This window comes from Neobacillus sp. PVCKKU3, from assembly GCF_058323225.1.
In genome coordinates, this window is record NZ_JBLVQN010000041.1 from 33,950 (window position 1) to 56,917 (window position 22,968).

Genomic DNA, 22,968 nt, shown 5'->3' on the forward strand with positions numbered 1-22,968 from the left:
ACAAAGGTAGCAAGAGATCCGATTAAGACCTCTTGCTTCTATTTAATCATATTATATTGCCAAGTTCTCAGGAGCCAATTCAATCGCCATCCGAATCGCTTCTTTTAATGATTGCTCATCGGCAATATTTTTTCCAGCGATATCAAATGCGGTTCCATGGTCAACGCTGGTACGGATTGTTGGCAGACCAACAGTAATATTTACGCCTGCTTCCAGACCCAATACTTTAATTGGTCCATGGCCTTGGTCATGATATTGTGCGACAACAATATCAAAATCACCGCGTCTTGCTCTAAAGAACAAGGTATCAGCAGGAAGCGGACCTTGTACATTAATGCCTTCTGCCTTTGCCTTTTCTACAGCTGGAATAATTTTTTCTTCTTCTTCACCATGTCCAAACAGGCCATTTTCACCGGCATGTGGGTTGATGCCGCAAACTGCAATACGTGGAGACTTGATCCCTGCTTTTTGCAATGTATCATGAGCAAGTTTGATGACCGTATATTGACGCTCAGCATTAATTGTATTGATGGCGTCAAGAAGGCCGATATGAGTAGTCACGTGGATTACCCGTAAGTTTGGTGCAGAAAGCATCATTGCAAAATCTTTTGTGCCTGTTAATTCCGCCAAGATTTCAGTGTGGCCAGGGTACATATGACCGGCTTTGTGAAGCGCTTCTTTATTTAAAGGAGCGGTACAAATGCCGTGAATTCTTTGTTCGTTCGCAAAAGAAATGGATTTTTCCAAGTAACGGAATGCTGCATTTCCAGCCTCTGAAGAAACCTGGCCCCAAGGTAGGTCTTCGGAAACTAGATCTAAATCGATAATATCAATGGTTCCGTATTCGTACTTAGCATCTTCAGGATTTGCAATGCTGTTTAATTGAAGATCAACATTGGTAACACCTAAAGCTCTTTTTAAAATTTTTAAATCGCCAACAACAAACGGACGGCAATTTTCGTAAACGTCTTTGTCATTTAAGGACTTCACGATAATTTCCGGTCCGACACCTGAGGGGTCTCCCATTGTAATTGCAATAATTGGTTTATTTGCTGCCATTTTCGTTTCCTCCAGTTATTCTTTTTTTAAAATACCTTCATATAAAAGCGTAATTAGCCACACACATAAGACGGATCAGTATGACGCCAATCGCGGTTTTTAACATGAGCATTTACATCCGTAATAGTTTGTAAAGCATTGGCGAGGGCTTGGTCCGTTCCAAAGGCACCCGCTTTTGTCACAAGCGGCAAACCATCAAAGAAGCCGCCGAACAGTTTCCCATAAGGAATCCCGGCCTCCACTTCACCAATGACGCGAATCCCTTCACCGTTCAATACCTTACAGGTGGCTCCTGCAATATCCCCGCCGGTTAAAACTGCCCCGCAGATAGGCTTGCTGTCAATTAATTGGCCGGCGATCACGCCCATCGATTCTGCAATGGTGTAACCTACATCAAAGTTCGATAACCCCAGCTTCTGCTGCAGGTCCTTCACCCCATTAATAGCCTCGCGTTCGCGATTGGTCGTGACCACTAAATCGCCTTTTTCCAGCAACGCCTGGCCAGCTTTTACAATCCGTTCGATTTCCCGTTTTCTTCTATCTTCATAAAAGAATTCTTCCGGGGAAATGACAATTTCTTTGACATGATAGTTGTCTTTCAGGACTTGAATTTGCCGGTCAATGACAGGATTTACACTACCCGCTATGACCAACACCGGAAGCCGGTCATCCGATTGTTGATGACGCAATACCTCTTCACGCTTGCCTGTGTTGAAAAGATGATAAGCAATTCCGGCTGAACCTACCCAAAGGAAATTCTCTTCTAAAATTTCCGCCGCTTCGACAATCATTTTTAATTCTTCATCAGTCGTTGCATCCACAACGATAATTTTTGAGCTATCACCCGAGGATAGATCTTTTATTTTTTCTGATAGATGACTTTTACCTTTTTGCACATCCGAAATGGAAATGAAGGTGACTTCCCGCTTACTTTGCCCCTGCAGCAATTTAGGCAGGTAGCTTTCTGTTACTGGGCAGACAGGATCCTGAGCAATAGGCGTTTCCTCTAAAAGAACACCATTCACATAATGATACCCATTCGTGGTCACTCGATTGCTTTTCGGAAAAGCCGGAACCACAAACGAGGTTTTTAACTTATATGCATCCATGACGGCATCAATCTCTGGGCCAATATTTCCCCTCATGGTAGAATCAATCTTCTTGAAAACTTTTGAAGCAGACAATTTATTCAATTGTGCCGCTAGATTAAACACTGCTTCATAAGCCTTTTCTGCGCTTAAGGCACGGCTATCTGAATTTAAGACAATCACATCTGCACTTAAATGTGCTGGCTGTAATTGTGTCTCGGCAAATAGCACTGTCGTGTTTAACCCTTGTTTGGCAAATTGAACACCCGTATCATTGGCACCTGTTAAATCATCTGCTATTACCGCTAGTTTCACCTGCATCCCGACCCCCTTCTATGCTATTTCTAGTTTGTCTTGTATCGAGTTTTATTATTTTTCAACTGACTTAAATCTCCTATACATACTGGTATGATAAGTTCTGCAACAGATCAGTTGATTTTTAATTAAAGGCTCTAGATGCTGTTTTATTTTTCATCTAAAAACGCTTTCAGCATTATTAATATTAAAACAAAATGTTGCATTTGGCAATATCTATAGAAAAAATGTCACAAAAACTTTTATTTTATTGCATTTTGCAACATAACCAACACAAAAAAGACGCAAGCTATTATTTAAGCTTGCGCCACAGTGTGGAGCGGTTTATGCCAAGGCGTTTGGCTGCTTTTGATTGGTTTAAGCCTTCTTCTTCAAGAACTTTGGTGATGACTTTTTTTTCAATTTCCTCTAATGTACCGGTTAAATCGATAGGAGTTAAGGCTTCATCCTTTTTCTCCGGCTGCTCGGATTTTGCTAAAACCGCCGCTACATCTTCTTTTTCAATGTAATAAGAACTTGTTTGTTTAAACAATTGTTCGATTACTTGCTTTAGCTGCTCCACATTACCCGGCCAATCATAACGGGCAAGCTCGGCCAAAGCATCGGTGCGAATTCCAACGACAGCGTTTCCATATTTCGGATGAAGGTCAGATATAAAAACATGAACTAAATCCTCTATATCCTCCCGGCGTTCCCGGAGTAGCGGGATGTAAATTTTTTGCTGACCGAGTGTAGAGTATAGGTCACGATCAAACGTGCCGGTTTTTATCTTTTCTTCCATATTGTTTTCGGATGACACCAGCCACTTTACTTTTGTGTGATGAGCATTCTTGACGAAATGGTATAACTCTTTTTGCATCTCTGCGCTCAATTGGTCAATGTTTTTTACGTAAATGACTCCATGAGCATATTTTTCAAAAAAGTCACTCATGAAATTCCTCAGCTGCTCTGTGCTTAATAAATCACCAAGGAGTACAACAAACGGGTCGTACACGTTATTCCTTTTCACATAAATGGTGTGAGCCGCTAATTCTTTGCCATTACCCTTCCCACCGGAAATCCATACAGGTTCATCGTTTGAACTGTATTGATCAATCTGTTTTAACACCTTCTGAATCGGCTCGCTTTTTCCGGAAATCGGGACATACGATGCGGACGTATGGAATTCGATAGCATTTTTTGCTTCCCTCTCCCCATCCTGCAAGGCTGCTTGGTTCTGAATATTTTTTTCGAAAAACAAAGCAATCGCACCATTTTGCGGACAAGCAGTGATATTCCAGAATGACTGATTAATGTGAATGGTTCTTGTTTGCTTTTCCTTCATTAACACCGTTTCTTGAATAAGCTTTTTTATATCGTTGGAATTTTCAACAATCATCCAATGAAATTCGCGATTAAAACGTTCATTCCCGTAAATGAGTTTCTCCTCTTTGTTAAAAATACCGATTGGTTGTTCGTTACAATCAAGAATGGATTGAAATAATGAAACGTCCTGCTGCAGCTGTGAGAAGATGCGATGGGATCTTTTCGCTTCTTCCAATGCTTCCATAATCGCTTCCTTGCCGGAAGTGATCAGTACTCCGGTCAATCCCAACTGTTTGGCAGCTTGGACCGTGACCACGTCACCGATAATCACTTCATAGCCATGCTTCTTTAAATTCGTTAAGATTTCTTTAACCTCAGTATCTTTTGTAATGGTTAAAGTTTTAATATCCAAATCAAGAATCTTGCAGATTGTCCCTGCACCTTGTGTAATATTCGAGAAGCCAACGATGGCCGCTTTACGCGAAAATCCCTTTACGAGGGTGATAATGCGTAATACATCATAACCGGACACTTGAATATCTATTACCGGTATGGATACCGCTTCCTGAATCAAGGACGCTGTACCGCCGCGGCTGATGATAACATGATAGCCATTATTTTCGGCTTCCTTGGCAATGGCCACTCCTTCATAAAGATTCCCTAACTCGATATCGAATTGAAAATCTTCCACCTCTTGTTGGATATCTTTCATCATTTCATATAGTCCCTCATAAGGGACAATAACCAATGCTTTAATCATTTTCCCCTCACCTACTAAACATCCTCTATTCTTCTATTTTCCATTAGGACTCACCTTTAGTAAAGCTCGGTGTTAGTACTTTATTCATACTTCCGCTCATATAGCCTTGAAGATCAAGGGTGACATATTTATAGCCAAACGCTCGAAGGTTTTCTTGGATTTCTTGGTGGTTTGCTAAAACTAACTGCATATCTTGAGGCTCCACTTCAATCCGGGCAATCTCGTCATGTGTCCTGACGCGCACCTGCCGGATTCCCAGTAATTTTAGATATGCCTCAGACTTTTCAACCTTTGTTAATTTTTCCTGCGTGATCCTTTCACCGTAAGCAATGCGGGAGGATAAACAGGCCAACGATGGTTTTTCCCAGGTAGGCAGGTTTAATTGCTTGGAAAGCTCACGAATTTCTTCTTTAAAAAGATTTGCCTCTTGTAGCGGCCCGCGGACACCATGCTCTCTCGCTGCGCGGACGCCAGGACGATGTTCACTCATATCATCGGCAATTAAGCCATAGACCACGTTTTGGAATCCTTTCTCGCGCATGATGGGAACAATTTCTTCGAACAGTCCGTTTTTGCAAAAATAACAGCGGTTCCGGTCATTTTCCGCGTAGCCAGGAATACTCAATTCAGAGGTTTCTATCACTTGATGTGTGGCCCCGATCAGCTTGGCGAGCTTTTTCGCTTCTTCTAGTTCACTTGAAGGGTAGGTTTCCGAATCAGCGGTCACAGCCAAAACGTTTTCAACACCTAAAACATCCACTGCTACTTTTAACAAAAACGTACTGTCAACGCCGCCGGAAAAAGCAACGACCACATTGCCCATCTCTTTTAAGATATCTTTCAAACGCTCGTATTTCTCGTTCATACAGACTTCCCCTTATCTATATTTTTCATATATATTTTATTGATGCAAAACAAACCATTTTTATAAAACTTTTTCTTTTTTTTTGCATTTTGCAACACATTACAATTATAAGCGAATTTCTTCCAAAGTAAAAGTAATAACTAAAGCGATTTCAAGAATATATTTTTTATAAAGAAAACTCGCCGATTGGCGAGCCCCTAAGGGCGAAGACAGAGGCGTAGTTGCACTTATGCGTTAGGAAAGGATAAATTCCGGAAAAAATTTATCCTTTCGTAATTAGCCAAAAAAAAGAGCCATTTTATAGAATCTCTATAAAACGGCCCCCTTTTGTTTTTTATAAGAACATATCTAATATTAAAGTAAATACTAATCCGGAAACAGCAACGATTGTGGAAAGAACGGTATAGGTTCCGAATGCTTCTTTCAAAGTCATGCCCATAGATTCTTTAACCATCCAGAATCCCGCGTCGTTAACGTGAGATGCGATGGCACTACCTGCACCAGTTGCAAGTGCAACTAACTCTAAGTTAACATTCGGCATAGTTGCAAGTAACGGAAGAACCAAGCCAGGAGTTGTTAAGGTTGCAACAGTTCCTGACCCGAGACAAACACGAAGTAATGCTGCGACAATCCAAGCAAACAGAACCGGTGACATATGAGAACCTTCAAATAATTTAGCAACATAATCACCAACGCCGCCATCAACAATAACCTGTTTTAAGGCACCGCCGCCGCCGATAATCAATAGCAGCATCCCTAATGCATTGACAGCTGAACCACAGGAATCCATCAACTTGCCCATCGGAATTTTTCTTGCTATGCCCATTGTGTAAACAGCGAACAGAACGGAAAGAATCATAGCGGTGTCAGAGTTCGTGATAAAGCGAATTCCGGTGATGAACGCATTTTCTTTTAATCCCATAATATCGACAATCGCACCAATCGCCATTAAAATAACAGGGAATAAGGCAGTGAAAACGCTGATTCCAAAACCAGGTGTTTCTTCTAATTTAAATGATTTCGCCACACCAAAGGACGAACTGACTTCTCTATTGAATGCAGATGGAACAATTTTTTGAGCCAATTTTGGATACCAAATACCTGCAATAATAACAGTTGGTATCGCAACAATGATTCCGTACAGTAACATTAGACCAACATTTGCATGATATTCAGCAGCAACAGCAATTGGACCTGGATGCGGCGGCAAGAAAGCATGTGCTGCCAATGCAGCCGTAACCATTGGAAGACCTAATTTAACAACCGAAACTTTTGCTTCTTTTGCGATTGAGAAGATAATCGGAATCAATAATACAATGGTAACCTCAAGGAATAAGGCAATACCGCATATGAATGAAGCGATTAAAACAGCCCATTGAATTCGTTTTTCACCAAATTTGTCAATTAACGTTGTGGCAATGCGATGTGCACCACCTGCATCGGCGATCAAGCGGCCAAGCATAGCACCCAGACCAAAAATGATTCCGATATGGCCAAGCGTTCCGCCTAAACCGGTTTCAATTGAATGAACAACATCTTTCACCGGAATGCCCAGTAAAAGCGCGACAATAAATGACACAATGATTAAGGATACAAATGTGTTCAATTTGAATCGCATAATTAAAAGAAGTAATAATAGTACCCCGATAGCAATTATGACTAAAGGCATAATGTCATCCCCCATGTAGTATTTTTTTTATTTTTTTAATGCTGCAATATATCGTTTTACACATGATGCTTTTGGATTTGCCCTGCCTCAACGTTTAATTTACATTCACCGAATACTCTTTATCACACATGATAGTGCTTACAAATAGAAGAAAAAAATAAAGACTTGATAGAATTGTTCAGTTAATTAAACTTTGGAGCATTTTACCTAAAACATGGTAAATAGATAATATTTGCAACACATTAATCCACTTTATGATTTCAATAATACCAAAAATTAAAAATCGTTGGTATTTGCATCACGTTGTGAACGTTATCATTTTATACTGTTTCGAATAATCTTGTCAATAGAATAAAATAGATTGATTTTGTTTATTTTTTCAACAGTCACCACAATAGAATGGAAAAATACAAACTTTCACTTGCAACACCTTAATAAACCACGCATTCTCAGCCCTCGACAACAAGGTTTACATTCTATTTTTCCCATTCTGTTTCGATTATTCTCTCTTAAAAGAAAAATAGTTTTTCAAAAAAAACGGATAAAGGGCTGACACCTTTATCCGTTTTTTGAATATTTATTTTTAATCCTATCGCTTACTCTCCAATAATGACCCGAAGGACATTTGGACTGTCTTTGAAGGTTTTTGTGCCGGCCCCATAGCCAATAGCTTTTACTTCAAATGATGGAATGGTGCAAAATTCTTCTGCCAGTACGGCTGCAATCGCTGCACCTGTTGGGGTTGTGAGTTCAAATCTGACATCGCTTTGTTCGATTGGCACACCTTTTAAAATTTCTAATGTGGCTGGTGCAGGGACTGGATAAATACCATGGTCGATATGAATTCTTCCTGTACCGACAGGAATAGGTGAGGACTTTACTTTCTGTATATCTAGTTGATGAAGTAAGATTGCTGCACCAACAATATCAATGATGGAGTCGACGGCACCTACTTCATGAAAATGAACCTTTTCTAATGGCACACCATGAATATGCCCTTCTGCCTCACCAATTTTTCGAAAGATTTTTAACGAAATCGCTTTTACTTCAGCTGCCAAATCAGATGATTCAATCATTTTTACGATATCACTGTATGAGCGGTGATGATGTCCATGGTCATGATGATGATCATGCTCGTGATGATGGTCGTGCTCGTGATGGTGGTCGTGCTCGTGATGATGGTCGTGCTCGTGATGGTGGTCATGCTCGTGATGATGATCATGCTCATGATGGTGGTCATGTTCATGATGATGGTCATGCTCATGATGATGATCGTGTTCATGATGGTGGTCGTGCTCATGATGATGATCGTGTTCATGATGGTGGTCGTGCTCATGATGATGATCGTGTTCATGATGGTGGTCGTGCTCATGATGATGATGGTCAGCTTGTGTCAACAACACATCAAACTTTGTACTAGTAATGCCGTTCTTCACGATTTTCTTCCAGGTTAATTGATATTCATCTTCAAAATGAAGTTTGTTTAATTCTTTTTCTAAAAAAGCTGGATCTGCACCTGCATCCAGGAGGGCGCCGATAAACATATCCCCGCTGACCCCTGAAAAGCAGTCAATATAAAGTGTTCTCATCCCTTGTTTGCTCCTTTTTTTGCGATGTTATCAATCAGGACAGCGTTGTATGCTCCACCAAAACCATTATCAATATTGACTACACTGATACCTGAGGCGCAGGAATTCAACATCGTCAGCAGGGCGGACAAACCGTTGAAATTTGCACCATATCCAATGCTCGTCGGAACGGCGATGACCGGATGAGAGACAAGACCGCCAACCACACTCGGCAGTGCCCCTTCCATGCCTGCAACAACGACGGAGACGGTCGCCTGTTGGATTTGTTCAATATTATCAAATAAGCGGTGGATTCCTGCAACACCTACATCATAAAAGCGGCGGACGTTACTGCCCAGCGCTTCGGCCGTAACAGCAGCCTCTTCTGCCACTTTCAGATCGGACGTGCCTGCGCAAACAATGGCAATGTAGCCTTGATAATCATCCACTTTAGTGGTGTTCTTTTTCCAAAAGAGAATTTGCGCTGTTTCATTATAAATAAATTCCGGATGTTCCCGAAGGATATAATCCACCTTATCTTTTGAAATTCGTGTCACTAATACATCGTTATCTTTTGACCGGATTGCATGGATAATGGAAAGGATCTGCTCTTGCGTCTTTCCTTCCCCATAAATCACTTCCGGGAACCCCTGCCGATTCTTCCGGTGATGGTCGACCTTTGCAAACCCCAAATTCTCATAGGTAGCTAACTTTTCTTTTGCTTCAGAAACCGTTAATTTGCCACTTTGGACTTGCGACAATATCTCTTCTAACATATTTTTCACACACCTTAAACAAACTTGTTCGAACCCAAACCATATCATCTATTATTTTCCTCGGCTGGTCCAAACATACTTTGAAAGCCGCCATTTGCCGGCCCATCCAATTATAGAATAATCTCCTTTAAAAAGCACATGTGAGGCATGGGGACGATTCTTGTGCCTCAATAAAAGTTTAAAGTGAGCCATTTATGGGTATAAAGTCCGAGGGAATTTAGAGGGATATTACTTTTGCCTTTCATTTCATAAAATACATATATGGGGGTTAGCAATATGTTCAAAAGACTAATTATCTTGGTTATTCTTTTATCAGTTTTATTGGCATTGGTTTTGCTGAAAAATAATACACCTTCTCCTGTGAACAATACGACAACGGCAAGCAGCGATTCCGCTGGGTTCACTACTATAGAATACGAGATTACCGATATTAAAGGTGAGCAATACTACGGTAAGGGTACCGACGGGACAAAAATCGAATTTTCCGCGGATAAAATCAGCGAGGGTCAACGGGTTCAAGTTCACGATACGGTCATTTGCTATTTTGATAAGCATAATTTTGGAAAAGGGTTAGTGAAAGTTGAAAAGAAATAAGCACCTGTAAGCTTTATGTTACAAAAAATGCACATGGGGTTTGGATGCAAACCGCATGTGCATTTTTTATTGGCACCTTCAATAAAGACAACCTATTAGAAAGTAATTTCGTCCGTTTCCCCTGATAGGGATTCGATCTTTTTTACTGTTTTTGCCGATGAAACGCGAGAACCGTCCCCGTGTTTCGTTTTTCACCCTTGGTTATGATGCGCAAGAACCGTCCCCGTGCACCACTTAGTAGGTGGTACATGGTTGGGACGATGACGAGTGTGAGCAGGGTGGATGTGAGCAGGCCGGATATGACGACGATGGCGAGTGATTTGGAGATGAGTCCACCTTCGTCGGATAGGGCTAATGGCAATAAGGCGCCGATTGTTGCGAGTGCAGTCAACAGGATAGGACGAAGGCGGGTTTTTCCAGCCTCAAGCAGGGCGGCTTTTAGTTCCATGCCCTTCTGTTCATTTTGCTTCACCCGGTCCATCAGCACAATTGCATTGGTGACCACGATTCCGATTAACATTAAAAATCCTACTAACGCCGGCATTCCTAGTGCCTGGTTCGTCAAATACAATCCAAGCAATCCCCCAGAGAATAAGAATGGCAGCGATGAGAGAATCGCAACTGGCATTAATGTGTTGCCAAATGCAACAAGCATCACAATAAACACCAGCACAACCGCGACTGCCATGGCAATCATCATATTCGTGAAGCCTTCATTCATTGCTTGCGCCTGGCCTTCGGAATGATAGGTAATTCCTGCCGGCAAATCCAACTCGGACATCCGTTTATCAACCTCGGCCTGCACACCAGAAGCATTATCAGTGGTAATGCGGCCCGTCACCTGCACATATTGCTGCTGATTTAACCGGTATAAAGCCGACGGACTTGGTACTTTTTTCAACGTTGCCACTTCAGATAGGGTGACTTGCTGCCCCAGCGGATTTGCCATACCTTGGCTCATGATTTTATCTATGGAGTTTAATGCGTCCCCTGCCAATGACAAATGAATGTTTGTCGTTTTCCCTTCCACCTGCATGTTGGTGACCGTATCTCCGGAAATCAACTCCCTAACATAACCTGCCACCATGATTGGGTTTAACCCCTTTTCCGCAGCTTTTGCGTCATCGATTTCCAGTTGCAGCTGTTCCTTCACCCCCGAAAGGTTCGATTCGACATTTTCCAACCCGTCGATTCCTTTAAGCTTTTCTGTGATCAAGTTTCCAGCCTTCTCTAAATCCTCGGCGTTCCCGCCTTCAACCATTAACGCCAAACCGCTTGTTCCGACAAGGCCAACAGGACTAAGCGCGACAAGCATTTGGGGGTCCAGTTTTTCTACTTCGTCCCTGACCTTTTTCTCAAAATCAGTTGTTTGATTCTTTGTAGTGCCATCCTTCAGGTCAATCGATAAACGGACATATTCCCCATTCACAACAACTTGAACATGTTTAACCTGTTTTTCCTGCTTAAGGATTTCTTCCATCTTTACAGCTATTTGGTTTGATTTTTCCAGCGAAGTTCCAGCCGGTAAATCTCCTGTCAAACGGTACGATACCGCTTTTTCCTGCGGCAGGAAGTTCTTTGGAATCAGCGGAACCAAGACAAGTGACCCGGCAAACAGGACAACAGCCAGAATAATGGTGACTGCCCGTTTATTTAACACCCATGTAAGCGTATGCCGGTAGGCTTTTTCAAAAATCGATTCCTTGACCTCTTTGTGTTTGATCCCGAGTAAAAACAATTTTGCCAACAGCGGCACGACGGTTAATGACACGATCAGTGAGAACGCGAGTGCCACGATGACCGTAATGCCGAACGGGGCAAAGAACCGGCCGATGATTCCAGGGACAAAGGAAAGCGGGCCAAAGACGGCAATCGTCGTCAGTGTCGACGAAGTGATGGCTCCGCCGACTTCCTTTGCCGCTGTCAGCACTAGCTTTTCATTTCGGTTCGGGCTAGTTAATGTGCGGCGGTACACATTTTCGATGACTACAATCGAGTCATCAATGACGCGGCCGACCGCCACGGCGATTCCGGCGAGTGTCATCATGTTTAAGCTATAATCAAAATACTTCAGCGTAATCATCGAGGCCAGGATGGACAGTGGGATGGAAAGCACGGCCACCAGCGTTGCTCTGATGTTACGCAAGAATAAGAACGTGACAATCACGGCGAACAACGTTCCCAGCAATACCTCACGAAGCATGCCATCAACAGATGTTTTCACTTCTTTTGATGTATCAAATAACTTCGTTAAGGTGTAGCCATCTGGAGGATCCAATGCATCCAGCTTTTCCTTTGCCTGCGAAACGACTTCAACAGTATTGGCGCCAGGCAGTGCTTTCATTTCCACAAGGACAGCTGGCTTTTCGTTGAGACGGGTATACACCATTTCTTGTTTGTTTGTGTAAGAAACGTCGGCAATGTCAGCTAGCTGCAGTTTTTCGACCGCGCCCGTTGGCCCTTGTGCCAAGATTTGAATTGCTTTTACATCCTCAACTGAATCGAGCTTGAAATTGGCCTGCACGTTGAATGTTTTATCGTTGATATTGACCTGCCCCGCCGGGAATGAAAAATGGTGGGCTTGCAGTGTTTGCTTGACCGTTTCATAGGTCACACCGTGCTGCTTCATTTTTTCCGGGTCGAGCTTGATGGCGACTTCCTTTTCGGTTTCACCGGAAATATCGATTGTCCCAGCTCCGTCAATTCCGGTCAATGCCGGCTTGATCCGCTCGTTGATATATTGTGTCAGATCAGATTGATTGGCGGTTTCCGACGACAGCGCAAAGGTAAAGACCGGCATGGCGGAAGGGCCATCCTTTAGAATCTCCGGTTTTTCTGCACCGGCAGGCAGCTTGATCGTTGAGGCCGCTGTTGTGACTTCCTTCTCGGCTTCATCCATATCCTTGCTCATCTCAAACTCGAGAATTCCGACAACCATATTACTGTGAGCTTCGATATATAAGTTATCAAGCTTCTTAATTCCCGATAGTGTTTCTTCAAGCGGCTTGCCGATATCCTCTAATCCTTGCTCCGGAGTAGCGCCAACATACGGAACCTGGACAACGATATACGGAATGTCAACATTCGGCATCGACTCCATTTTCATCGTTTTAACAGAATAAATCCCCCCTGCCAACACCATAAGCATAGCAATAAAGATAACCCCTGCATTCTTTAACGAAAACCTAATCCACGATTTCATAACCACTCTTCCCCTTTATAATCAAATGCATTTGGATGTATTTACCTTTTTTATTATAGGGTTTCCAACCCTCCATCAACCTCGGGCAGCTGCTGTAATTGTAACTAAGACCTCAGACCTAGAGGGAATGAGGCATGGGGACGGTTCTTTTGCATCAAATCGGTGTACGAAAAAAACTCCCCCAGCCTGAAGGCTGAAGGAGTCTAGGGTTATTTTTTTCAATTGTGGGATGTGGCAGGTGAGGCACGAGAACCGTCCCCATGCATCACTAGCGCAGGACGGTTGGGCCGACTAGGGCTTGTGGGTTTTCTCCTAGGGCTAGTTTGCTTATGTTTACGTAGCCTAATTGTTGGTGGCTTTTTAGGAGTTGTTTTAAGTCTAGGAATTTGTTGTCAGTTTTGAGTTTATCGATTTCCTTTTTGTAAACTGATAAGACGTAATCATCTTGGGACATTGGCTGGAATTGATTTGGATCTTCGTCCATGATTAATGAACCCATATATTGATATCCATAATGAAATTGGCGAGTCAGTTTAATGATATTGATAAATTTTTGATAAATCGAGGCATTTAATTTTTCGATAGCCGATTGCACATTTTTTAATTCGTTATAGCTAGAAACGATGACCATGCTATTTCTCCCCCTTGATTCGTATTAAATTAATCCCATGGCTTATCTACTGTCAGTTTAGACACGAGTTCTTTGTTTTGCTGTCTTTTCAGCTTGCGGATTTGTTCGCGTTCTTTGCCTGTTTCAAAAAGAAATTTCTCTTCCTCTGTTTCCGGAATTACCGCTGGCACTTCGGTTGGCCGTTTGTTTTCATCTAAAGGTACAAACGTAAAGAACGCCGTAGCAGCAATTCTTCGGTTTCCTGTTTCCAAATCCTCAGCAACCACCTTGCAGAAAATCTCCATCGATCTTTTTCCTGTATAGCTGACAAAGGATTCGATGCAGACCGAATCACTGACGCGAATTGGTTCAATGAAATTGACGGAGTCCGTGGAAGCTGTCACACATTCCTTGATCCGTGTATGTCTGCGGGCAGAAAGCACTGCACAGGCATCCATTTTCTTCATTAGAACGCCGCCGAATAATGTATGGTAGTTGTTCAAATCATTGATGAGCACTTGGTCGGTTTGAACAACACGTGTTTCTTTCACTTTCTTTGCTTGCATTTCCATCACCCTATATATAAAAATGCCTTTGAAGCATGCGCCTCTTATGCATTAAATTTTTAACATGGTAATTATAATACGGCCACTGTGGTAATATACAATGCCGATAGAACATGGTGTTCATAACAAAACCGTATGAATGCGCTTCCTGTCAGGTGGAACCAAAAAAAGCTTCCCCTTTTACAAGAGGAAGCTTTCTAATAATTGCCAGTGGAGGGGTTTTCCTTCGCCAGTTTTACCCTCGCAAAGCGGATAAACTCTTTGGCAACCTTCGATAGGTGCTCATCCTTTTTCCAAATCAGCGCGAGATTCCATTCAATCATCGGATTGGTGACGGGAATGGTTTTAAAATCATTTTTCAACTCCAAACAAGTAGTCTCAGGCAGTAACGTAATCCCGATATTGTAGGCAACCAATTCCTGAATAAAGTCCAACTGGGAGGTTTCAGAAATTATCGTCGGCTGAAATCCAGCCCCCCTGCAGGCCGTGATGACGAGATTTCGCAGTTCAAAATCCTTATTAAACATGATAAAGCTTTCTTCTTTCAGTTCCTGCAGTGACACTTCTTTTTTGGCGGCCAGACGATGTGACGGAGGAACAACCAGTTTCAGTTTTTCTTTTACAAACATATATTTGTCCAGAAGATCATTTTCCCCAGAAAGAACGACGACTCCAAAGTCGAGTAAACCATTGATAATCTTCTCCTCTATCCGTTTCGACCCATCCTCTTCTAATTGGAAGGTCACCTCTGGATATTCCTGATGGAACGATGCAATCAGCTGCGAGAAAAAAATCGAATTGGTGATCGTCGGAAGCCCGATGCGGACATGACGCGTTTTTAACTTAAGCACGGTATCAAGCTCTTCGCTTAATAGCTGCAGCTGCTCCTCGACTTTTACGGCATGTTTGACGAGAACCCGCCCCGCATCCGTCAGCTCCAGCTTTTTCCTCGTCCGAATGAACAGAGGCGTCCCCAGCTCATCCTCCAACGACTTAATAATCCTGCTCAGCGCCGGCTGCGTAATAAACAAATTCTCCGCCGCCGTCGTAAAACTCCCCGTCCGTGTAACCTCAATAAAACACTCCAACTGTTTAAACTCCAAGCACATCAAACACCTTACATAAATTTAAAATATTATATAGTTTACCACAAATTGATGCATGGGGACGGTTCTTGTGCATCAAAATGACGGGTGCTGCATAGGGACGGGTTCTTGTGCCACAAAAATTGCTGTTTTCAGTGAAGCAATCTAATGCAATCTATTCTATCTTTCCGGGAAACTTTTACAGGTTTCCCGATTTTCATTTTCAGCCAATCATTTGGTTGAATTCCTTTCAAACCGCCTTGGATATCACATTCTTCCTTGTATGTAATTGAAAAATTCGTCGAAAATTGCTTGGGAAATAGTTTACTTATTGCCTTTCGCCTTCAATAAACAAACATTTTTCACTAAAATCCTTCCGTCGAAATCTACTCAGACGATTGATTAAAAACCTCAGGATACCTATTACAGCTATATTTCCCTGAAAAGTCTTTTAAAATATTTGTCATTTGCTCAAACGATTGATTGGAATCGTAATGATGATTGTAATGTAGGGGTTTTCATAAAGAACACTATAAAAAATTTGTTGGAAATTGGATTCGCAAATTTCGTGTTTCCTTTATGGTGAAAAGTCGCCTGCCTAAGATGTAAGGAAGCTGCTTGCAAAATGATGCATGAGAACCGTCCCTATGACCTAATATAAAATTACTTTTGAGTTCATAATAATAGTTGTGTGAGACCAGAAAGATCTTCGGAACAGACCCACCCAAGATTTCTTCTGTATTTTCCACAAAAAAGGGATACTGAATTGTTTTATTCAGTACCCCCTTTTTCTCATGCAATATTTGCGAATTTAAACAGACTAATCGGAAAGCGAGATGGAATGAATCGTGTCTAGTCAAGGAATGCAACGGGATCAAACAAGAGAACAAATTGAGAAACAAGATAAAAGGAACGATATTGAATTAGGTAATGAATTTCAAATCGGAAACACCAGTTCACAGAGCCAGAAAAAGAGCGGACGCCAAGTCAATAAAAAATAAACTTATTCTTTATGCAATAAACAAAGCAGCTCGCCCATTATGGAGGCAAGCTGCTTTTGAAATTAGGACATGAGAACCTTCTCTGTGCTTCACCATGCTTCATCAGGAAAACGCACTGAAAATGATGCACGAGAACCGTCCCCATGCTTCACATTCTGTTTAGTCGAAGGGCGTTTAGTACTACTGAGACTGAGCTGAAGGCCATGACGGCGCCGGCGAGCCATGGGGCTAGGAGGCCGAGCATGGCGAATGGGATGCTGATGATGTTGTATAGGAATGCCCAGAGGAAGTTTTGTTTGATGTTGGTCATGGTGGCTTTGCTGATTTGGATTGCCTCGACCACCTTGCTCAAATCTCCTTTGATTATGGTAACGTCGCCGGATTCGATGGCAAGGTCGGAGCCGGTCCCCATGGCGATGCCGACATCGGAGACGGTCAAGGCCGGGGCATCATTCATTCCATCCCCCACCATTACTACCTTCTGTCCTTTTTTCTGCAGCGCACGGATGATTTCCGCTTTTTCCTGCGGTGTGACTGTTGCTTTCACCTTTGAAATTCCAGTCTTTTTCGCAACCGCCTTGGCGGTCTCAAGGTTGTCGCCTGTCAGCATGATGACTTCCAGTCCCATCCCTTTGAGGCCAGAAACCACAGTTTTGGAGGCTTGTTTTACTTCATCGGCAACGGCAACAAGCCCGGCAAATCGATTGTGAATCGCGACTGCCATTACCGTCTTTCTTTCCTGTTCAAGCCTTGCAATCTCTCGGCCCGCTCTTACTGGGATGAAAAGTTTATTTTTTAAAAAATAACTTGGATTGGCAATCAACACTTCTTTTCCGTCCACATACGCCTTAATACCATTACCTGGGATTGCTACAACCCCGTTTGCATTTAGGAGTCTTCCTCCCCTCCTTCGTGCTTCGCTTACGATAGCTTTCGCGATTGGGTGCCCCGAAGATCCCTCCACCGCACCGATAATGGCAAAGAACTCCCCCTCGCTAACATGGTTTACATACACATCCGTTACATGCGGCTCACCTTCCGTGAGCGTCCCGGTTTTATCCAATATAACAGTAGTGCTCTTCCCTAGTAATTCAAGAAACTTCCCTTCTTTAAAAAGAATCCCCGACTGGGCGGCTCGTCCACTTCCTACCATGACAGAAGTAGGCGTTGCCAGTCCCAAGGCGCATGGGCAGGCGATAATTAAAACAGCGATCATCTTTTCTAGCGCCTCACTTAAAACCCCCGGCTGGAGCATCCAATACCACAGCACAAACGTAAGCAGCGCAATCAAAATAATAATTGGGACGAAAATGCCGGTCACTTTATCGGCGATATGCTGAATCGGCGCCTTAGAACCTTGCGCCTCCTCGACAATCCGAATGATTTGCGACAACGTCGTCTCAGAGTCCCGTTTTGTGACCTTTATTTTTAAAGTGCCGTTCTGATTGATGGTCCCGGCATAGACATGATGGCCGTTGCTTTTTTCGACAGGGATGCTTTCCCCAGTTAATAAAGACTCGTCGACCATCGAGTTCCCTTCAATCACCTGCCCGTCAATCGGGACCTTTTCGCCTGATTTCACGATAATCACTTGCCCCGGAGACAGCCGGTCAACAGGGGATGGGGATTCCTTTCCGTTCAAAAACAAGGTGGCCGTTTTCGTCTGCAATTGATAAAGCTGCTTGATCGCCTGTGTGGTTCTCATTTTTGTTCGGGCTTCAAGAAATTTTCCTAATAAAATAAATGTAATGATAAAAGCGCTTGTTTCATAATACAACACTGGATGTTCCGGACTATCTAAATGTGTGAACGTTAAATAATGGCTGTAAAAAAAGGCGGCTGACGTACTCAACACCACTAAAACATCCATATTCGCACTGCCGCTTTTCAGTGCTTTCCATGCCCGTTCATAAAATTTAAACCCGATGACAAATTGTATCGGAATAGTAATCGCAAATTGGAAAAGGGGATGGAGAAACAGCTCTGGCACTTTGATAAAAGAAGCCCATGTAAAGTGGGCAAACATCGCCCACGCCAAGGGTATAGTAAGCAAGGCCGAGACAAAAAAATGCCGCTTGAGAACCGTCATCTCTTTCCGTTTCTCCAACTCGGACTGTAAATGATTCTGCCGGTCTATTTTTGCATCATACCCAATTTTAATGATTCTATTGATAATTTCCTGAATGCTTGTCCGATTGTTGCTGAATGTGATGCGCCCCTTTTCCGTTGTCAAATTAACTTGCACTTCCTCGACCCCATCTATTTTGGAGACAACTTTTTCGATTCTGGCGGAGCAGGCGGCACAATACATCCCACTAATCTCTATATGGGCTGTTTCCTTCATCCTCTATGTTCACCACTTTCAATTCCCTCAAATTAATATATTCTATTAAAAATAGGGACACTTTAGAATAAAGTAATGAAAAAGCCGAACTTCATTTAAAGTACGGCCATTTTTCATCTATCACCAAGGTTTTTGGATTCCTCGTTTGCCATCCGTGAGGTTACCATTAAACTCATTTTGTGAATTCCCAGCATAAGAAATCCTGCCATCGCTTGATCGTACTTTGAATTAAACAGAGAGGGGAGTATATATTGTGAAATGTCTTGAGAAGGGGAGCAAAGATGAGCTGTCAGCTGAGAAAGGAAAGGGTTCGTGATTCCATCTGTGACGGCGTTAAAAACAAATAATAAACACGCAGGCATTAAAAGCAAACCACTCAAAACGGCATATCGCTTCTTTTCACCCTTGCTGAAGCGCTGTTTAGGATCTGGCGACACAATTGGCCGCCACATACCGAAGGACAACAGCAATAGGAACGATATATATCCATTGTGAATAAAGGGATTTTTTGAAAAAGTGTTTAAAACAACCGGCAAATGGTACATCAAAAATAATACCGCAAAAACAATTAACGCCAGTCTTGGGGAGAGAAACCATTTGCTCACTTTTGGTGGTAGTGTATCTTTCCAAATGATTTGAAACAAAGGACCTGGAATCCCTCTTAACAGAATGGGCGGGACAACAAAATATAAAATGCTCATTTGAATCATGTGCAAACTAAAGGAAAGATGACTGATGGGTGCTAAAGGACTGCCAAGGACTAAGAATAACAATCCCATACCAAGGAAAAAGACGAGCGGTTGCCTATGATACAATTTGATGTCTGTAAAATAGCTGAGTATCAATGCGTAGAAAACAAGCAACCCTTACCCTCGAAGCAAAAAGAGGCCAACAAATGACCTTAATCGCAATTAAGTAATCATAGGGACGGTTCTTGCCTCATTTTCAGCCTGTTTTCCAATTAACTTTTGGCTGATTCTCCAATTTGAAATACAAGAACCTTCCCCATGCCTCATATATATAAACATGGGGGAGGAGGGTTTACTCTGTTGATTGAAGTGCTGCTTGAAGGTCAATTGATGTGGAATGTTCTCCTTGGCGGTTAAATAATTCATTGATCATGTTGCCTGATGCTTTTGCACTATAGGTGCGGCCATCAGGGGTGTTGAAACGAAAGACTCCGTTTGGGTGTACCCCTCCGATTTGAGCGGTGACGCTTATTTGATTAGGTGCGGTGGAAGTTGTGTCAGGGATGTTGATGGTTTGGCCAATTTTCAACTTTACTGGGTCCACTGTTGGATTTAGTGCCTGAATGGTTGCCACTGAAACCCCAAGTGCTTTACCGATTTTCGTAAAAGTATCACCGCTCTTAATCACGTACACAGATGAACTTGTCGTTAAACTGTTAGGTTTACTAGGCTCATTATTTGCCATAGTAGGTGCGTTATTAGTTAAATAAGCAGCACTTACGTAGGCTGTTTTGCCATTGTATTGAATTTGTGCCCAGCCATATGAGGTTGAGACCACGGACACTCCTTCGTTAAATTTTAACGAACCGATTACAGCACTGCTCATTGAAGCCCCTTCTCTAACTCTTAACGATGTGGCCGTCACATACATCGTTTTTGCTTGAGGTGCGACAACTTGATTTTGTGAAAGGTACGCAGCACTCACATAACAAACGCGTCCGTTAATCAGGATAGCCGCCCAGCCGTTTTCGATGAATACAACCTTGACCGCTTCCCCTCTTTTATAGGTTCTAAGAATGCTGCTTTCCGTGTTCGGCCTGGAACGGACATTCAGTGTTGTGGCGGTAACAGTCCTGTCTTCTACGATTGGCAATAGAATCTTCTTGCCTTCAATAGAAGAAATCCCATTGGCATCTAAAATTTCCTGAGCGGTGACGCCATGTTTTGCCGCTATCGTTTCAATGTTTTCCCCAGTTTTCACCTGATAGGTGTATTCTTGAATAAATGCCGCATTCGCCGCACTTGTATACAAGCCAAGAACAACGGTAAAAATGCCCGTCACGACGAGCTTTTTTACAACATTTCTTTGAATCCACTCGCTAACCTGTGATACATATGTATTCCAATTTGCCCGAATATCTTTTAGAAACCCTTTGACATCTAATACATTTCGAAGATCGAACTGAATGCTTTTATAATATGCTCGTTTTTCCATCCTTGAAGTGAAGGCTGGCACGTTTTGTGTTTTCTTGCTATTTCCATGCGTTACTTTCCTGCTAAGTGCTATTTCCCCATTAAGAACAAATTCTTTTGTCAAAATCATCATGTCTCCATTTCTCTCTCTAGATAGTAAAATCAATCGTTTTTGCTGGGGAATTTTCTCTATACCTTTTTTACTAAATGCACAACATTCAACGAACTCCCCCCTCTATAGTAATCGTCATAAAGCATCAATTTCTGTCGCAAAACTGTCATAATTAGTCGAAAATAGATGATATTGGACTAGTTTCCATGTTTTCTTAACAACTGGACTCTTAAAATGGATGATTCATAGAGGAATAGGTAAAGGCTTGGGGACGGTTCTTGTATGTCAAAACGAGCAGAAATGATGCACGAGAAACGTCCCCATGTTTCATTCCCCTGTTTCAATTCGACAAATCTAGACAAATTCTTTAAAATCCATTAATCTATGTAAGGGCAAAATCACTGAAAGGTGATGACGCAAAGCTATAGGGGCCTCTGTTATGAACAAGGCCAGCCAGCTGCCATCAAATATATAGGGGGAATTTTGATGTCAAAGAGTTACTGGCTTACACCGGAGGAAGTACTAAGAAGGAAAAAGATGAAGAAGAACCTTGTATATGTCTCTATTGTTTTTGCCACGATTATTCTTAGTGCATTACTAACGATAGTCTCAAACCAACTGTAGATACTCGATATCCGAAGCTACGGGCAGCATGTTATTGCTGCCCTTTTTTATTTGGAAAAATAGTTGGGGGACGGTTCTTGTGCATTAATGAGGCACAAGAACCGTCCCCATGCCTCACTTCTGCCTTGTTTTAACCCAGTGGAGAATGGAAGTGATAACCGCCTCAAGTTCCTTGCCTGCTGGAGTTAATTCATATTCGACTTTCTTTTGTGAAGGGACAAGGACTTTTTTGATGACTAAGCCTTCTTTTTCAAGATCGCGCAGTCGTTCGGTTAAAAGCCTGTCAGAAATGCCAGGAATGTTCTCCACAAGCTCATGAAAACGTTTCGGCCCATTCAGCAATTGATAAATAATAATCCCCATCCACCGTTTTCCGATAAATTCAATCGTCCCATGGAAATCCTTGCAGATTTTACTTATCTCTTGTTCAGTACAGCTACAGTTTGATTTTTCCATTTCCTTACCTCATTTGCTTATCACCAATATTTTCACATTATATCACAATAGTTTTTGCTTGACTCATTTACTTACTAATAGTAAGCTAAAACACGAACTAAAAAATGCTTACTTTTAGTAAGTTTTATTTTTCAAAAGGAGGCAATAAGAATGTCCACTGCAACTATGAATGCACAAAGTTTTAGCGATGTAATCAGAGAACGTCACTCTGTTCGAAAATATGATCCTGCTTTTAAAATAGCCCGAGAGGAAATTGAAGAAATCTTAAATGAGGCTATCCTGGCTCCTTCTTCAAGCAATCTCCAGCCTTGGCGATTTATCGTGATTGAGGACCAAGAAATGAAGAAAGAGCTCCGGCAGATTGCAAACAATCAAGAGCAGGTCGAAACCTCTTCAGCCGTGATTGCGGTTTTGGGTGATAAGGAAATGTACAGAAATATTGAGAAGGTGTACCGAAGTGCTAATGAAGCCGGATATATGGATGAAGCCAACATGCACCGTCTAATTACTGGTTCAAACAGCTTGTACTCTAACTTACCCGAAGAAGTTCGCAAAAATATCGCGGCTTTTGATACAGGCCTAGTGTCGATGCAGCTAATGCTGTCTGCCAAAGCAAAAGGCTACGACACGGTCCCAATGGGCGGCTTTGACAAACAAAAATTCATGGATAAGTTCCAAGTATCCGACCGCTACATGCCAATGATTCTAATATCACTGGGAAAAGCAGCAGCACCAGCATTCAAAACCACACGGATTCCTTTGGAGGACTTAATAGAGTTTGTTTAATGAGTGAGACGGTAAGGCGTG

Annotated in this window: 19 protein-coding genes and 1 riboswitch; of the genes, 4 read left to right on the forward strand and 15 right to left on the reverse strand. The window is 42.4% G+C overall.

Going from position 1 to position 22,968, the window contains the following annotated elements:
* Positions 1–51: 51 nt before the first annotated feature.
* The 7 genes from pdxA to larB form a co-directional block, all read right to left on the reverse strand.
* Positions 52–1,059 carry a 4-hydroxythreonine-4-phosphate dehydrogenase PdxA gene (gene pdxA / locus ACNQGS_RS22810; protein ID WP_491489340.1) on the reverse strand — a complete coding sequence of 336 codons (1,008 nt, stop codon included), beginning with the start codon at positions 1,057–1,059 and terminating at the stop codon, positions 52–54.
* Positions 1,060–1,112: 53 nt separating this feature from the next.
* Positions 1,113–2,468 carry a four-carbon acid sugar kinase family protein gene (locus ACNQGS_RS22815; protein ID WP_491489341.1) on the reverse strand — a complete coding sequence of 452 codons (1,356 nt, stop codon included), beginning with the start codon at positions 2,466–2,468 and terminating at the stop codon, positions 1,113–1,115.
* 286 nt (positions 2,469–2,754) lie between these two features.
* The gene (locus ACNQGS_RS22820; protein WP_491489342.1) at positions 2,755–4,527 is read right to left on the reverse strand and encodes a PrpR N-terminal domain-containing protein; all 1,773 of its coding nucleotides are present in this window, start codon (positions 4,525–4,527) and stop codon (positions 2,755–2,757) included.
* A 43-nt stretch (positions 4,528–4,570) separates the two neighbouring features.
* The gene (gene larE / locus ACNQGS_RS22825; RefSeq protein ID WP_491489343.1) at positions 4,571–5,392 is read right to left on the reverse strand and encodes an ATP-dependent sacrificial sulfur transferase LarE; all 822 of its coding nucleotides are present in this window, start codon (positions 5,390–5,392) and stop codon (positions 4,571–4,573) included.
* A 334-nt stretch (positions 5,393–5,726) separates the two neighbouring features.
* Positions 5,727–7,061 carry a gluconate:H+ symporter gene (locus tag ACNQGS_RS22830; RefSeq protein ID WP_491489344.1) on the reverse strand — a complete coding sequence of 445 codons (1,335 nt, stop codon included), beginning with the start codon at positions 7,059–7,061 and terminating at the stop codon, positions 5,727–5,729.
* 596 nt (positions 7,062–7,657) lie between these two features.
* A complete protein-coding gene (larC, locus tag ACNQGS_RS22835) occupies positions 7,658–8,650 on the reverse strand; it encodes a nickel pincer cofactor biosynthesis protein LarC (protein WP_491489345.1) in 993 nt (330 codons plus the stop codon).
* Positions 8,647–9,405, reverse strand: a complete 759-nt coding sequence (gene larB, locus ACNQGS_RS22840) for a nickel pincer cofactor biosynthesis protein LarB (RefSeq protein ID WP_491489346.1) — start codon at positions 9,403–9,405, stop codon at positions 8,647–8,649. The genes larC and larB overlap by 4 nt, the downstream gene beginning before the upstream one ends.
* Before the next feature lie 276 nt (positions 9,406–9,681).
* On the opposite strand from larB, the gene ACNQGS_RS22845 reads away from it, so the two are divergent.
* Positions 9,682–9,999: a hypothetical protein gene (locus ACNQGS_RS22845; protein ID WP_491489347.1), complete on the forward strand. Its 318-nt coding sequence runs from the start codon at positions 9,682–9,684 to the stop codon at positions 9,997–9,999.
* 142 nt (positions 10,000–10,141) lie between these two features.
* Here ACNQGS_RS22845 and ACNQGS_RS22850 read toward each other — a convergent pair whose 3' ends face one another.
* The 4 genes from ACNQGS_RS22850 to ACNQGS_RS22865 all read right to left on the reverse strand — a co-directional run bounded on the left by ACNQGS_RS22850 (position 10,142) and on the right by ACNQGS_RS22865 (position 15,480).
* Entirely contained in the window at positions 10,142–13,201 is a 3,060-nt protein-coding gene (locus ACNQGS_RS22850; protein ID WP_491489348.1) for an efflux RND transporter permease subunit, read from the reverse strand.
* 268 nt (positions 13,202–13,469) lie between these two features.
* The gene (locus ACNQGS_RS22855; RefSeq protein WP_491489349.1) at positions 13,470–13,832 is read right to left on the reverse strand and encodes a hypothetical protein; all 363 of its coding nucleotides are present in this window, start codon (positions 13,830–13,832) and stop codon (positions 13,470–13,472) included.
* Positions 13,833–13,861: 29 nt separating this feature from the next.
* Positions 13,862–14,377, reverse strand: a complete 516-nt coding sequence (locus ACNQGS_RS22860; RefSeq protein WP_491489357.1) for an acyl-CoA thioesterase — start codon at positions 14,375–14,377, stop codon at positions 13,862–13,864.
* 197 nt (positions 14,378–14,574) lie between these two features.
* A complete protein-coding gene (locus ACNQGS_RS22865) occupies positions 14,575–15,480 on the reverse strand; it encodes a LysR family transcriptional regulator (protein WP_491489350.1) in 906 nt (301 codons plus the stop codon).
* Positions 15,481–16,310: 830 nt separating this feature from the next.
* Between ACNQGS_RS22865 and ACNQGS_RS22870 the strand changes: the two genes are divergently transcribed.
* Entirely contained in the window at positions 16,311–16,463 is a 153-nt protein-coding gene (locus tag ACNQGS_RS22870; RefSeq protein ID WP_491489351.1) for a hypothetical protein, read from the forward strand.
* 148 nt (positions 16,464–16,611) lie between these two features.
* Here ACNQGS_RS22870 and ACNQGS_RS22875 read toward each other — a convergent pair whose 3' ends face one another.
* The 3 genes from ACNQGS_RS22875 to ACNQGS_RS22885 all read right to left on the reverse strand — a co-directional run bounded on the left by ACNQGS_RS22875 (position 16,612) and on the right by ACNQGS_RS22885 (position 21,135).
* Entirely contained in the window at positions 16,612–18,807 is a 2,196-nt protein-coding gene (locus ACNQGS_RS22875; protein ID WP_491489352.1) for a heavy metal translocating P-type ATPase, read from the reverse strand.
* A 113-nt stretch (positions 18,808–18,920) separates the two neighbouring features.
* Complete coding sequence (locus ACNQGS_RS22880; protein WP_491489353.1) at positions 18,921–19,670, reverse strand: cytochrome c oxidase assembly protein; 750 nt, start codon at positions 19,668–19,670, stop codon at positions 18,921–18,923.
* Between the two features lie 178 nt (positions 19,671–19,848).
* The gene (locus ACNQGS_RS22885; protein WP_491489354.1) at positions 19,849–21,135 is read right to left on the reverse strand and encodes a LysM peptidoglycan-binding domain-containing protein; all 1,287 of its coding nucleotides are present in this window, start codon (positions 21,133–21,135) and stop codon (positions 19,849–19,851) included.
* Between the two features lie 327 nt (positions 21,136–21,462).
* Positions 21,463–21,546: riboswitch (cyclic di-GMP riboswitch) on the forward strand.
* Between the two features lie 21 nt (positions 21,547–21,567).
* Between ACNQGS_RS22885 and ACNQGS_RS22890 the strand changes: the two genes are divergently transcribed.
* Positions 21,568–21,705 (forward strand): hypothetical protein, encoded by a 138-nt coding sequence (locus ACNQGS_RS22890; RefSeq protein ID WP_491489355.1) that lies wholly within the window; start codon positions 21,568–21,570, stop codon positions 21,703–21,705.
* 114 nt (positions 21,706–21,819) lie between these two features.
* Here the strand turns inward: ACNQGS_RS22890 and ACNQGS_RS22895 are convergent, their stop codons facing one another.
* Positions 21,820–22,161, reverse strand: a complete 342-nt coding sequence (locus ACNQGS_RS22895; RefSeq protein WP_378586209.1) for a winged helix-turn-helix transcriptional regulator — start codon at positions 22,159–22,161, stop codon at positions 21,820–21,822.
* 150 nt (positions 22,162–22,311) lie between these two features.
* On the opposite strand from ACNQGS_RS22895, the gene ACNQGS_RS22900 reads away from it, so the two are divergent.
* Positions 22,312–22,947, forward strand: a complete 636-nt coding sequence (locus tag ACNQGS_RS22900; protein WP_378586212.1) for a nitroreductase family protein — start codon at positions 22,312–22,314, stop codon at positions 22,945–22,947.
* Positions 22,948–22,968: the final 21 nt, after the last annotated feature.